Origin of the sequence: Pedobacter cryophilus (assembly GCF_005116455.1) — a bacterium.
Classification (GTDB): Bacteria; Bacteroidota; Bacteroidia; order Sphingobacteriales; family Sphingobacteriaceae; genus Pseudopedobacter; species Pseudopedobacter cryophilum.
The window spans coordinates 350,394-364,764 of sequence record NZ_SWBP01000003.1 but is presented as its reverse complement, the minus strand read 5'-3'; the positions used below and the strand labels follow the sequence as shown (position 1 = coordinate 364,764).

General features: G+C 34.7%; 11 protein-coding genes. 7 read left to right on the top strand and 4 right to left on the bottom strand.

The window, feature by feature from the left end; translation table 11 throughout:
• Positions 1-118: 118 nt before the first annotated feature.
• Together FA046_RS10625 and FA046_RS10620 are read right to left on the bottom strand one after the other, a co-directional pair.
• Positions 119-1,300, bottom strand: coding sequence for a chromate transporter (locus FA046_RS10625; protein WP_136826379.1), 1,182 nt, complete (start codon positions 1,298-1,300; stop codon positions 119-121).
• An 8-nt stretch (positions 1,301-1,308) separates the two neighbouring features.
• Complete coding sequence (locus FA046_RS10620; protein ID WP_205943636.1) at positions 1,309-1,866, bottom strand: hypothetical protein; 558 nt, start codon at positions 1,864-1,866, stop codon at positions 1,309-1,311.
• A gap of 274 nt (positions 1,867-2,140) precedes the next feature.
• On the opposite strand from FA046_RS10620, the gene FA046_RS10615 reads away from it, so the two are divergent.
• From FA046_RS10615 to mnmE, 6 genes are all read left to right on the top strand, one after another.
• Positions 2,141-5,077 carry a TonB-dependent receptor gene (locus FA046_RS10615; RefSeq protein WP_136826378.1) on the top strand — a complete coding sequence of 979 codons (2,937 nt, stop codon included), beginning with the start codon at positions 2,141-2,143 and terminating at the stop codon, positions 5,075-5,077.
• 78 nt (positions 5,078-5,155) lie between these two features.
• On the top strand, positions 5,156-6,097 hold the full coding sequence (locus FA046_RS10610; RefSeq protein WP_225870918.1) for a sulfite exporter TauE/SafE family protein: 942 nt from the start codon (positions 5,156-5,158) through the stop codon (positions 6,095-6,097).
• Between the two features lie 123 nt (positions 6,098-6,220).
• A complete protein-coding gene (locus tag FA046_RS10605) occupies positions 6,221-6,808 on the top strand; it encodes an LOG family protein (protein WP_136826377.1) in 588 nt (195 codons plus the stop codon).
• Positions 6,809-7,038: 230 nt separating this feature from the next.
• Positions 7,039-7,857 (top strand): phosphatase PAP2 family protein, encoded by an 819-nt coding sequence (locus tag FA046_RS10600; protein ID WP_225870917.1) that lies wholly within the window; start codon positions 7,039-7,041, stop codon positions 7,855-7,857.
• 546 nt (positions 7,858-8,403) lie between these two features.
• Positions 8,404-8,910: a YdeI/OmpD-associated family protein gene (locus FA046_RS10595; RefSeq protein ID WP_136826375.1), complete on the top strand. Its 507-nt coding sequence runs from the start codon at positions 8,404-8,406 to the stop codon at positions 8,908-8,910.
• Between the two features lie 134 nt (positions 8,911-9,044).
• On the top strand, positions 9,045-10,430 hold the full coding sequence (gene mnmE / locus FA046_RS10590; protein ID WP_136826374.1) for a tRNA uridine-5-carboxymethylaminomethyl(34) synthesis GTPase MnmE: 1,386 nt from the start codon (positions 9,045-9,047) through the stop codon (positions 10,428-10,430).
• 75 nt (positions 10,431-10,505) lie between these two features.
• Here mnmE and FA046_RS10585 read toward each other — a convergent pair whose 3' ends face one another.
• Both FA046_RS10585 and FA046_RS10580 read right to left on the bottom strand, forming a co-directional pair.
• The gene (locus FA046_RS10585) at positions 10,506-10,682 is read right to left on the bottom strand and encodes a histone H1 (protein WP_136826373.1); all 177 of its coding nucleotides are present in this window, start codon (positions 10,680-10,682) and stop codon (positions 10,506-10,508) included.
• 223 nt (positions 10,683-10,905) lie between these two features.
• A complete protein-coding gene (locus FA046_RS10580) occupies positions 10,906-11,775 on the bottom strand; it encodes an AraC family transcriptional regulator (protein WP_136826372.1) in 870 nt (289 codons plus the stop codon).
• A gap of 139 nt (positions 11,776-11,914) precedes the next feature.
• On the opposite strand from FA046_RS10580, the gene ppsA reads away from it, so the two are divergent.
• On the top strand, positions 11,915-14,353 hold the full coding sequence (gene ppsA, locus FA046_RS10575; protein WP_136826371.1) for a phosphoenolpyruvate synthase: 2,439 nt from the start codon (positions 11,915-11,917) through the stop codon (positions 14,351-14,353).
• Positions 14,354-14,371 lie beyond the last annotated feature (18 nt).

Here is a 14,371-nt window from a genome sequence, read left to right as displayed (position 1 = left end):
CAAATTAAATTATTAAAAATCTGGTTTAGGTTGGCCAATGGGTTTGGTGATATAAGTTAAGACTTTTTATCACCATCCCATTTGTTTTTAAAAAAGTTTTTAAAATGTTTTACTCAATTTAGCTACTCTGAAAAATAACCAGTTTTATCAAAATACCCAATAATGCGGCAACCAAAATAATTAAAGGTTCTTGTGCTTTTTTAATATAAATTAAAGCCAATAAAGCTAAAATAGCAATAATTCCGGTAGTAATATCTACAATAGAGCGGGTTGCAATAACTACAACAGCGCCTACCAAAGCACCAATTACAGCAGCGGTAATCCCTTCAACAAATGCTTTAATACTTTCGTTTTTTGCAATTTTATTGAATGATGGTGCTAAAAGAACGGTAAATAAATAGCAAGGTAAAAAAGTAGCCAAAGCGGCAATAGTTGCACCGGGTAAATCTGCAACTAAGTATCCTATAAAACCAACAGTAATTACTACGGGGCCAGGTGTAATCATGGCTATAGCTACTGCATCCACAAATTGCGATTCTGTTAACCAATGGTATTCTTGTACCACTCCAGCATGTAAAAAAGGAACAATGGCCAACCCACTGCCAAAAACAAATGCTCCTGCTTTAGCAAAAAATAAGCCTATTTTAAATAAAGTATCGTCAAAATGTACAGAACTACTAATAGCTATTAATACTATGGAAGGAATTGTCTGTGGTTTTTTAAGCCATGCAGGTGGAGCTTTTAAAATCATGTAAATAAAGCCACAAGCTATAAATAGTAACACTTCTTCTTTTTGAGTGATGACAGTTAAAACTAAACCTAACAAATAAAATAACCACAATATCCAATTAGATTTAAATGAATTCAGGTTTAAATTCCCCACAGATTTTAGGGTAAGTTTATAAGCACTTAAAGTAATTATTCCAATGACGGCAGCACTAACGCCATAAAAAACAGCTTGCATCCAAAAAAGGCCGCTATATATTTTATACACCATTCCCAGCAATACCACAATAATAAATGATGGAATTACGAATGCTAATCCTACCAAAGTAGCACCTAAATATCTATAATGTACAAATCCAATATAAATCCCTAATTGTGCGGCTAACGGCCCAGGTGCTAATTGGGCAAGGGCTAAACCTTCCTTGTATTCCTCTTCGGTAAGCCATTTTTTATTTTCTACTAAATCTCTGTGCATATAACCTACTAAGGCTACTGGTCCACCAAAACCCCATGTACCTAACTTTAAAAAGTAGATGATTAAGTTTTTTAATGAGTAGGGGATATTTGTTTTCATAATCTTTATTAAAATCCAATTCCAAATTGAAATGCAGCAGTAAAAGAACTCGGCCTGTCATTCCCAAACCTTACTGGTAATGGTATGGCTATAAAATAATTGCTGTTTTTATTTTTCTTAACTACTTTGTTTAAAATCGGGGTAAACCCAAACCTTCCTGATGTTTCAAAAGCTGCTCGACCAACAAGTGTAAATCCATTTCCTAAGGGCATTAATACCCCCGGATGAAACAATAAATTATTCATTTTACTAATGCCGTTTTCTACCCTTATAAACGGTGTAACTTCAATAGAAAAACCAATTTTAGCACTTTTTATAATGTTGATGCCTGTGGGCATACCAACCGTATAACTGTTATTAAAATTTGCAGTAGTTCCATCTTTTGTGATATTAACCAAAGGATGGATGATACCCACGTAACCTGTAATTCTTGGATAATTAATGGATGTAGGAGTGAAAGAATTGCCTAGCTGGGCCTGTGCATGGCAAAAATTATAAAGGACAAGAATGATTACGCTAAATGAGATTTTGATGCGATAAATTTTTAAGAGTAATTTTTTTTTCATACTTATTATTTTGATAATGATGCTTAGAGTAATTTAAAGCACATAATTACAAAATATTTTATATATTCTACTAAATCTATAGATTTAATTTGCTTTTTTAAAAATATCGTGTTATCATTGTCGACTAAATCAGTAGACTTTATATGAATTCACATTTACAATCATTCACCAAGCGCAATTTAAAAAGGTTTTTTATGGATAATTCTTGTTGCTGTTGCATATCTGCTCTTTAATAACAAATCAATTAATTATCAAAATATTCAAAAGAACCATCATGAAACTATCATCAATAAAAGTAATTACACTATTATTCCTATTTATTGCATCTAATCAAATTTTAAGGGCACAAGGCAACAATATCATTGTAATATCAGGGACAATTATAGATCAGGATACTAAAGAATCTATCCCAGGTGTAAGCGTAGCTATTAAAAATACAGTAAGCGGAACCGCCACTAATAGCGAAGGAAAATTTGACCTTAGAACAAAAGCCAGTTTCCCATTAACTTTAGTGGTATCAAGCGTAGGCTTTAAAACTCAAGAATTTGAGGTAAAAGGAGCGGGTTCAACTTTAAAAATTGCGTTAATTACCCAAACCCAATTAGGGCAAGAAGTTGTTGTTACGGCATCAAGGGTAGAGGAGAGCATTTTAAAATCGCCTGTAGCTATTGAGAAATTAGACATCAGAGCCATCAGAGAATCTCCGGCACCAAGTTTTTACGATGCTTTAGAAAATGTGAAAGGTGTGCAAATGACCACTTCAAGTTTAACTTTTAAAGTTCCCAATACCCGAGGTTTTAACATTCCAAACAATTTCCGATTTGTACAATTGGTTGATGGGGTAGATATGCAAGCGGGCACTTTAGGTGTACCACTCGGAAATGCCATTGGCCCAACCGAATTGGATATTTCTAGTGTAGAAATTACTCCTGGAGCAGCTTCTGCTTTATATGGCATGAATGCGATTAACGGAATGGCTAATTTGTTAACTAAAAGTCCTTTTTATCAACAAGGATTAAGTTTATATCAAAAAACAGGATTAAACCATGTGGGTGGCGGCACCGGTAGAGACGCTATTATTTTAACAGAAACAGCAATAAGATACGCCAAAGCTTACAATAACAAGTTCGCATTTAAACTGAATTTAAGTTATATGAGGGGTACAGATTGGGTTTCTGATACCAGAATCAATCAAAATCCAAATAGCTTAAACACTGCAAATCCTAAATTTTCGGAGTTAAATGCGGATGCTGATAATCCGGCTTATGACGCTTGGAATAAATATGGTGATGATGGCGGAAGTAATGCGGTAACCATTTCTGGTTTAACCATCCCCGGTAGAACAGGCAACCAAAGTGTTATTATTAGACGTACCGGCTATTATGAAAAAGATATTGCCCAACCAACCGTAGATAATCTAAAATTTGACGGTTCATTACATTACAGATTAAATGATAAGGCCGAGCTTTCTTATGGTTACAGATATGGAAAATTGGATGGTTTATTTCAACGTGGCAATAAAATTCAGATGGATAATGTATCAGTACAAAATCATAAGTTAGAATTAAAAGGTGCTAATTATTTCATCAGATCTTATGCTTCTATAGAAAACACCGGCGATTCTTACAATTTAAAACCACTGGTTGATAATTTAGACATTAGCAGCGGAGGAACAAATGCTGTTTGGGGTGCTAAATATAAAACGGCTTTCCAAAATGCCATAAACGGAGGAACGCCATTGGCAGATGCTTTGAGAATAGGTAGAGCTGCTGCAGATGCTAGTAGGGTAGAACCTGGAACTCCAGCTTTTAATGCGCTAAAAAATACCATCATCAATATTAATAATTGGGATCATTTTAATGTAGTAGGTGGAGATGCACCTGTAACCGGAGGAGCTGCTCTTACTCAAAAAAGTAGAACATACCATACCGATGCACAAGTAGATTTATCTAAATACACCAAATCATTTGGTCTTTTGGTAGGTGCTGATGCTAGAATTTACGAAGTGATACCTGATGGAAATAATTTTGTTGATTTCTCTAGACCAAATGCTGATAGAACCAAGCCATTAGCAGACGGAACTTTTGGAGATCACGTTTATTATAAAAAGTTTGGAACCTTTGCTCAGGTCACAAAAACTCTTTTTGAAGAGAAATTAAAGTTATTTGGTTCTTTAAGGTTAGATTATAATCCAGAGTTTGACCCTAAATTAAATCCAAGGATAGCTGCTGTTTATACCCTTGCAGAGCATCATAATTTTAGAGCTTCATTACAAAATGGATATAGATTCCCAGCCTTGTTTGAAGCTCTTTCTTTTGTTAATAATGGAAATATAAGACGTGTTGGAGGTTTACCTTATATCAATGAAGGATTAAATTACTTAGATAATTCTTATACTTTAACATCTATAAACACCTTTAATGCTGCGGTTAATACTGATGTGGCTACTGGTTTATCTGCCAATGCAGCGGCTTTAAAAAACAGAGCACTTTTAGAAACCACCAGTTTATCGGCCACTCAGCCAGAGCGTATCAACTCTTTTGAAGTGGGTTATAAAAGTATTTTGCTAGAAAATAAGTTGGTGTTAGATATTGATGCTTATAGTAATGAATATTCGGGTTTTTTAGGACAGGTAGAAGTAGCTGTTCCTTATACTTCTACCACGCCAAGGTTAACTACACAAGCTCCGGTAGGGTCTGATGATGCTGTTATTGCCGCTTTAGCAGCTAATAGAAATAATCAGCAAACCAGGTACAGGGTGTATACCAACGCTAAAAATAAATACAATAATTACGGTTCTTCTTTGGGTTTAACTTATAATTTTTACCAGAAATATACCATAAACGGAAATGTAAGCTACAATAACATCACAGAGAATAAACAAAAAGATGTTTTTGTAACCGGATTTAATACACCCAATTATACCACCAATATTTCTTTTGGAAACAGAGAAATTGCTAAAAACGTAGGTTTCAATGTGGTTTGGAGATGGCAAGAATCATTTTTATGGGAAAGTCCTTTAGTAAACGGACAAGTGCCGGCTTACCATACTTTTGATGCGCAGGTAACCTATCGTGTTCCATCGGCGAAAGCCAACATCAAAATTGGAGGAACTAATATATTCAATAACAAATATTTACAATATGCTGGTGGCCCAACTTTAGGGGCCTTGTATTATGCAGCCATCACTTTTGACGGATTATTAAACTAATAAAAATATTCACACTACCCCCAATCTGGTTTCCTTCGGTTTTTGAAGGAACCAGATTTTTTTGCATTTCAAAATATAATGATGACAGAAATAAAAAATAGTAAGAGAATCTATAATCATACAACTCATGGTGTGGAAGAAAGAAAATGGAAAAATGTAGCTTTTTGGAGTTTGATGCTGTTGGCATTAATTATCATCACGCTAAGTATTTTTCAATTCATCACGGTAAAGGAAGCTACAGATTTTATTTTGGCTAATGCCGATGAAAAGTTCTTGTTTATGCTTGCAGTAGGTTTTTTTGCCCAAATGGTTGATGGCGCATTAGGAATGGGTTATGGTGTAATTTCTACCACACTTTTATTATCTGGAGGATTAAATCCGGCGGTAATTTCGGGTAGTATTCATACTGCCGAAATGTTTTCTAGCGGCGCATCAGGCTTTAGCCATTATCGTTTTGGTAATGTAAATATGAAGTTGTTTAAAACCTTGTTAATCCCTGGAGTTTTAGGCGCTATAGGCGGAGCTATTTTATTAGGTACCGTTGGCGAAACCTATTCGCAATGGATTAGACCCATTATTTCTGTTTATACTTTTATTTTGGGGTTAAAAATATTAACCAATGCTTTTAAAACAGATGTAAAGCCTAAAAAAATAAAAAGAGCAGGTTGGTTGGCCGGGGCAGGTGGCTTTTTAGATTCTTTTGGTGGCGGTGGCTGGGGTCCTTTGGTTACCAGTACGCTAATTTCTAAAGGAAGAAGTCCAAAATATGTCATTGGCTCAGTAAGTTTAACCGAGTTTTTTGTAACCATGGCCAGTGCTTTAACCTTTTTTGTGATTTTAGGCATCAGTCATTTAGGTACTATTATAGGTTTAATTGCCGGAGGCATTCTTGCCGCACCTTTAGCAGCCAAATTAGCAGGTAAATTGCCCATCAAAAAAATGTTTATTGGAGTTGCTGTTATTGTGTTAATTTCTAGTGTTAGAGTAATATGGAATTCATTAGATAAGCTGGTGTTTTAAACGTTGTACATTTTGCGAGTTTGCAATGTTGATTAATTTAATCAGCGCATTTCTAAAAAATAATTAGTTTTAAAGTCTAATTTCTTTATCAAGGTTATATTAAATCAAAAATTATAAATTAAAATGATAAAATCTCTTTGTGTGTATTGTGGCTCTAATTTTAATGGCGATCCTCAATTAAAATCAGCAGTAGAAAGCTTAGCCAAAATAATGGTTCAAAACAATATTAAACTGGTATTTGGAGGGGGTAGTGTGGGGGTAATGGGCTTAATAGCCGATGCAGTTTTAGAAAATGGAGGAGAAGCAATAGGTGTAATCCCACAGTTTTTGATGGATAAAGAAGTGGGGCATAAAGGTTTAACCGAGATGATTGTGACCGAGAATATGCATCAGCGTAAGCAAAAAATGGCCGATTTATCTGATGCCTTTTTGATTCTTCCCGGTGGTTTTGGCACTTTAGAAGAATTTTTTGAGGTGTTAACTTGGCTGCAATTAGGTTTGCACAAAAAACCAATTGGGGTATTAAATGTAAATGGCTTTTATAACCCGCTTTTTATGCAAATGGATGTAATGGTGGAACAAAGATTTTTAAAACCTATTAACAGAAGTTTAGTAATTAATGAAGCCGAACCCGCAAAAATGATTGAACTGATGAATGCTTTTGAGGCTGAGCCAGATGATGTTTGGTTTAAAGACAGAAATTTAATATAATTGAGGGTTTGAGTTAGGCCTGCCTGCCGGACAGGCAAGGATGGAAGCGGCATCTCCCGATTTTTCATCGGGAATATAGCGGACAGCCCGGCCAGTCCCGATTTTTCTTCGGGCTGGAAACTCCCAAATCATTTAATTTCTTACACTTTCTTTTCTAATTGGCAATATAATTGAACATTGCTTCGCATCATATTAACAATAAGCTTAAAAGGCTTTATAAAACTTAAATTATGCGAAATAAATACTTTTCTCTTTTATTATTGACCTTTATTTTGGTCGCTCAAAATGCTTTTTCACAATCAGAATCTCCTTATCAAACTAGCTTTAAAAAAGATGCTCCTTTAATAGTAGCAGGTGTAGGATTGAGTTATTTAGGAGTAACCTTAATTAAAAATAAGAAAGAATTAACCCTTGCAGAAGTGGCAGCCAAATCTAAAGACGATGTTTTCTTTATGGATAGGTTTTCGGCAGGTAACTTCTCTGACCAAGCAGATAAAGATAGCTACATTCCATTTTATGGTTCTTTTGCTGTTGCGCCAATAGTAGCTTTAATAGCTAAAAACCAAAGATCGCATTACGGACAAATTTCGGTAATGTTTATAGAAACCATGTCGGCTGCAGCAGCTTCCTTTACGCTTGCCGCTGGTTTGGTACAAAGAAGTCGCCCATTGGTTTATAATACTTCCTTACCTATTGCAGATAGAACAGATAAAGATGCACAACGTTCTTTTTTTGCCGGTCATACCACTGCCACAGCAGCTGCAACTTTTTTTGCCGCTAAAGTTTTTTCTGATTTTAATCCCGATTCTAAGCTAAAACCTTATGTGTGGGCCGCCGCCGCCGCAGTGCCAACGGTAGTAGCTTATCAAAGATTAAGAGCTGGAAAGCATTTTTTATCTGATAATATTTTGGGTTTTGCTATAGGAGCAGGAGCTGGTATTTTGATTCCTCAATTGCATAAAAAAACCAATCAAACAGGTCTTTCTGTTAATCCGGTAATGGGTTTAAATTATCAGGGAATGGGAATGACGTATAAGTTTTCTAAGTAAGAGTTTACATAAACAAATAAAATTTCACGCAAAGGACGCTAAGTTTTTCGCAAAGAGCGCAAAGTTTAATCGGATAAGCTCTGTGAACTCTGCGTTCTTTGTGGTTAATTATTTTTCTTTTACACTTCTGATATTAAGTTTAGTCTTCACGCAAAGGACGCTAAGTTTTTCGCAAAGAGCGCAAAGTTTAATCGGATAAGCTCTGTGAACTCTGCGTTCTTTGTGGTTAATTATTTTTCTTTTACACTTCTGATATTAAGTTTAGTCTTCACGCAAAGGACGCTAAGTTTTTTCGCAAAGAGCGCAAAGTTTAATCGGATAAGCTCTGTGAACTCTGCGTTCTTTGTGGTTAATTATTTTTCTTTTACACTTCTGATATTAAGTTTAGTCTTCACGCAAAGGACGCTAAGTTTTTCGCAAAGAGCGCAAAGTTTAATCGGATAAGCTCTGTGAACTCTGCGTTCTTTGTGGTTAATTATTTTTTCTTTTATACTCCTTGGTATAATAAGTTCAAGCTCTATATTTGAAAATAGTTAATGTATTCAAATGATTTACTACACCGCTATTATCCAACAATTTGGTACAAAAGGAGAAAAAACCGGTTGGACTTACGTAGATATTCCGGCACCAATAGCTCAAGAAATAAAAGCCAATTGTAAAGTAAGTTTTAGGGTAAAAGGAAAAATTGATGAAGTGTCAATCAACGGAATTGCGTTAACACCAATGGGAGAGGGCGATTTTATTCTCGCTTTAAAAAAAGAACTCCTTAAAAAATTGGGTAAATACAAAGGCGCAATGGTAAAATTAGAGTTAGCAGAAGATGTAGATTTTAAATTTGAAATCCCCGAAGACTTATTGCAATGTTTTGATGATGTAGAACATACTTTAGAACAGTTTCTTAGTCAGCCAAAATCTCACCAAAACTATTTTATTAAATGGATTAATGAAGCCAAAACCGAAGCCACCCGAGTAAAACGCCTCAGCCTGACGGTAAACGCTATGATAGAGAAATTAAATTACGGGGAAATGATTAGAGCGAGTAAGGGGAGTTGAGTAATGAGTATCAAGTAGCGAGTATCAAGTAGTTAGTATCAAGTAGCGGGTATCAAGTATCAAGTTCAGCATCCAACAAACTAACCATCTAACCAATTAAAAACCTAACCAACTAACTACTATCTTTGCACTTCATGATTTCAGTAAAAGAAGAAACTATAGTTGCCTTAGCTACGCCAAGTGGTACAGGAGCCATCGCTTTAATAAGATTATCCGGTCCGGATGCAATTACCATTATTAATTCTGTTTTTAAAGGTAAAAATCTGGAAGAACAAGAATCTCATACCATCCACTTTGGAACCATTAGAGATGGCCAAAATATTGTTGACGAGGTGCTGGTTTCTCTCTTTATCGCACCTAAATCATACACCAAAGAAAACGTAGTAGAAATTAGCTGTCATGGTTCTAAATATATCATAGAATCTATCATTAAATTACTCATTAGAAAAGGAGCAAGGGCAGCAAAACCAGGTGAATTTACTTTAAGAGCCTTTTTAAATGGAGGTTTAGATTTAGCTCAGGCAGAGGCTGTTGCCGATTTAATTTCTTCACAATCGCAAGCTTCCCATCAACTAGCCATGCAACAAATGCGAGGCGGTTTTTCTAACGAATTAAAGCAGCTTAGAGAGCAGTTAATTCACTTTGCATCTATGATAGAATTAGAGTTAGATTTCTCTGAAGAGGATGTGGAATTTGCCAATCGCGATCAATTAAAAAGCTTGGTGATGGCTATATTTAAAGTCATCAATAAATTGGTTCAATCTTTCGAATTAGGAAACGTAATTAAGAATGGTGTACCTGTAGTAATTGCTGGTAAACCCAATGTAGGCAAATCAACCTTGCTGAATGTTTTGTTAAACGAGGATAGAGCTATTGTTTCTGAAATAGCCGGAACTACCAGAGATACCATTGAAGATGAAATCAACATCAGAGGCATTAATTTTAGGTTTATTGATACCGCCGGAATTAGAGAAACACAAGATATTGTAGAAGCCAAAGGCGTAGAGCGTACTTTTGAGAAAATAAAATCATCAGCTATAGTATTATATTTATTTGATGCCAACGAAACCTCAGGGGTAGAATTCGAGAAAATTATTACCGATTTAAAAGCCGTAACGGATGAAAGAAACGGACATTTAATTTTGGTTTGCAATAAGGTAGATTTAGGTGGGATAGAAGCATTGAAAGCCAAATTTGAAGCTTATCCGGCGATGTTATTTATTTCTGCTAAAGAACGGTTAAATATTGAAGACTTAGAAGATGCCCTTTTAGAAGCCGTAAACTTTAGATCTTTAAACAGCGAAGAAGTGATCATTTCGAGCCTTCGCCATCACGATGCTTTATTAAAAACCTCTGCTGCTTTAGAAAGAGTTTTATACGGAATAGACAATCCCGTAACCTCCGATTTTTTAGCTTTAGATATTAAACAAGCACTTTATTATTTGGGCGAGATTACAGGCCAAGTGACAACAGATGATTTGTTAGATAACATATTTTCTAAGTTTTGTATCGGTAAATAGATCCAAAACAACAAATCCTAAAAACACAAAACCCCAACCATTATTGGTCGGGGTTTAATATTTAAAGGCTTTAAATTATCCTTCGTTCTTTTTTGCAGTAACTTCGTTTCTGCCTTCTTGAGCCAAAACTTTAATTTCTTGTAAAGCTTTGCGCAGTCTTGTTCCAGCTGCTTTGTTTCCTTTTTCGTAAAATGCAGTAGCATCTGCTTCTGTTGCTGCTACCAATTCTTTTAATTTTGCAAATGATGACATGAATATAGGGTTTAATGAATAAAAATTGAATTTATAACTAAATTTTGATAAACCTAAACTTTAATTGATGATTCTCATAAAAAAAGATCAGATATAGCTGTTTTTCTGCTTTTGGAGCCTAAATAATGAATTTTCTAAAAGATTTTAGCATGTTTAAAGAGGTTTAAAAGTTTAATAAAATATTGCTTTCTATTTATTAAAAATGGTTTAAAAGCTGCAAAATTTAATGTTTGATATGAAATTGTTTACGATATTCCAATGGCGTTTTCCCAACAATTAATTTGAAATGCCTGTTGAAGTTAGATAAATTCATAAATCCACTTTCATAAGAAATGATTGCAATGCTGTAATCAGTACTACTTAAAAGTTTGCAAGCATGGCTTATTCTAACTTCTAGCAAGAATAAGGAATAGCGCTTTTTTGTACGTGATTTAAAATACCTGCAAAAAGAATGCGGACTCATGTAAACAATATCAGCAATCTCTTTTAATTTAATCTCTCTAGAGAAATTGTTTAAAGTGTAATGGTAAACTCTATTTAATCTATTCTCATCATTCTTGTTAAAAAATGGTTTTAAAACAGCTTCACTTAATAGCGTATGATTTTGCTCATCTATAATGAGTTGCAGTATCTGAAGAAGATAAATAAGCCTTTGGCTGTTTTTTGCAAAGTTTAGTAATTTAAGTGTTTTTATAATTTCAACTTTGGTATTTCCGGTTAATAAAATCCCTAAGTTGGTTTGCTGCAATAGGTTTGATATCTTTTTATTTTCTGGCAGCTGCAAAAATGTAGTTAATATATTGGGTGGAAAATGGAGCACTAAAGCTTCTGTAATTCTTTCTGAATGAGAATGATATACCTCAGGATCACTTTTAAGCATGTGAGGTAAATTAGATCCTATTAAAATTAAATCATCATCTTCAATGTTTCTAATGCTATTACCAAAAAAACCGGTTCCTGTGCCCTGTATAATGTAAATTAATTCTATTTCAGAATGATAATGCCATTGACTATTAAATCCCCTAGAAATATCTGTTCTGAGGCTAAAAGATTCATCTATAGCTAACGGAATTTTAATTAAATAAGGATTCATTAATACTAAGTTAAGTACTAATTTATATATAATTAAAAAAATAGGTTAAGATAGTATCATTAATTGTAAGTATTAAATTAAACTACCTAATTTTTTCTACTGATTTTTGTATAGTTAAAAACATTTAAATAGCTGATTTATGAAAAACGAAAAACTAATCCTAAAATTAGAAGAGGCTGGAATAGCTGATATTGAGGTTGTTGGGGGTAAAAATGCTTCTTTGGGCGAAATGATACAACATTTAAGTCAACTTGGAGTAAGAATCCCATCCGGCTTTATCATTACCGTAAAATCTTACCAAGAATTTGTGGCTTTCAATAATTTGGAAAGCGAAATTGCCAGAATAACAGCAGCAATAGATACAGACTCTATTCAAGATTTAAGAAGGGGAGGCAGCGAAGTAAGAAAACTGATTTTAAACGGAGCATTTCCAGAAAAATTAGTGGAGGAGCTAAAAGTTGCTTATCAAGAATTATCAAACCATTACCAAACATCAGAAGTTGATGTGGCGGTTCGCTCATCGGCTACAGCTGAGGATTTGCCAGATGCATCTTTTGCAGGGCAACAAGAAACGTTTTTAAACATCAGAGGTATTGATGAGCTATTAATCTCTATCAGAAAATGTTTCGCTTCCTTATTTACCGATAGGGCCATTAGCTACAGAAAAAGCTTTGGATATGATCATTTTAAAATAGGCCTTTCTGTTTGCATCCAAAAAATGGTTCGGTCGGATTTGGCTGCTTCTGGAGTTGCATTTTCTTTAGATACCGAAAGTGGTTTTAAAGATGTGGTGGTGATTAACGGTTCTTTTGGTTTGGGCGAATTAGTGGTTCAGGGAGCGGTAAGTCCGGATGAATTTTTGGTATTTAAACCTACTTTAAAGCAAGGTTATCCATCCATCATAGAAAAAAAGATGGGTGTTAAAGATAAAAAGATGATTTATGGTTCTTCTACAGAAGAGCGAGTAAAAATAATTGATACTACAGCAAAAGAGCAATCTAAGTTTTGCTTGTCAGAATTACAGGTATTAGCGCTGGCCAAATGGGTAACTATTATTGAAAATCACTATTCTAAAATTAAAGGTTATTGGTGCCCTATGGATGTAGAATGGGCCGTTGATGGTTTAAGCGGTGAATTATTTATTGTACAAGCCCGGCCAGAAACAATTCATTCCCGTAAAAATCAAGAAACTATTAAGACTTACAGTTTCAGCGAAGCTCCAAATCCTGATGATATCATATTAAAAGGAGTGGCTGTTGGTGATAAAATTGCCGCTGGTTTAGTAAAAATTATTCATTCATTTGATGGCTCAAAAATGGAAGAAATTTCCTTTAAAAAAGGAGATGTTTTGGTTACAGATATTACCGATCCTGATTGGGAGCCATTAATGAAGATTGCATCAGCTATTATTACCAATAAAGGTGGAAGAACTTGTCATGCTGCAATTGTGGCTCGTGAGTTAGGTATTCCGGCTATTGTAGCTTGTCAAAATGCAACTACTTTACTCAAAAATGGAGATTTGGTGACTATATCTTGTGCCGAAGGTGATGTGGGTTATGTTTACGACGGTTGTTTAGACTTTACAGAAAATGAGATTAATTTAATCGATTTGCCGCAAACCCAAACACCTATATTACTCAACGTAGCATCGCCTGAAAAGGCATTCCATTTTTCTCATTTCCCGCATAAAGGAGTGGGTTTAGCCCGAGAAGAATTTATCATCAATAATTATATTAAAGCTCATCCATTAGCTTTATTGCATCATCATAGGTTAAGAGATCATGAATTAACTAAGCAGATTAAGAAACTTACTCAAGGGTTTGAAGATGGAGAGGATTATTTTATTAAAAAATTGGCTTACGGTGTGGCGAAAATTGCCTCAGCATTTTATCCAAGCAGAACAATTGTGCGTTTCTCTGATTTTAAAAGTAACGAGTATTTTAACTTATTAGGTGGGAATCATTTTGAGCCTAAAGAAGAAAACCCAATGATTGGCTGGCGTGGTGCTTCCCGTTACTATTCTAAGGAGTATAAAGATGCCTTTGGTTTAGAATGTAAGGCCATAAAAATGGTGAGAGAAGAAATAGGTCTTACTAACGTAACCGTAATGATTCCGTTTTGTAGAACGGTAACAGAATTGCTTCAGGTTTATAAAGTAATGGAAGAATATGGCTTAAAAAGAGGTAAAAATGGATTAGAGGTTTACCTGATGGCCGAGTTACCTTCTAATGTGCTTTTAGCAGATGCCTTTGCAGATCATATTGATGGGTTTTCTATTGGATCTAATGATTTAACTCAATTGGTGTTGGGATTAGACAGAGACTCTGCTTTAGTTGCTCATATTTATGATGAGCGTAATGAAGCTGTTAAAACCATGATAAAAATGTTGATCGCATCCGCTAAAAAGAAAGGCGTAAAAGTGGGGATTTGCGGACAAGGTCCTTCAGATTTTCCTGATTTTGCTGAGTTTTTAGTTGAAGAAGGAATTGATAGCATTTCTGTAACTCCAGATTCGTTATTTAAAACGCTAAATGCAATTGCAAATGTTGAACAAAAGTTAGCTTTAGCGCTAGTTTAATAAAGATTTTTTAAGATT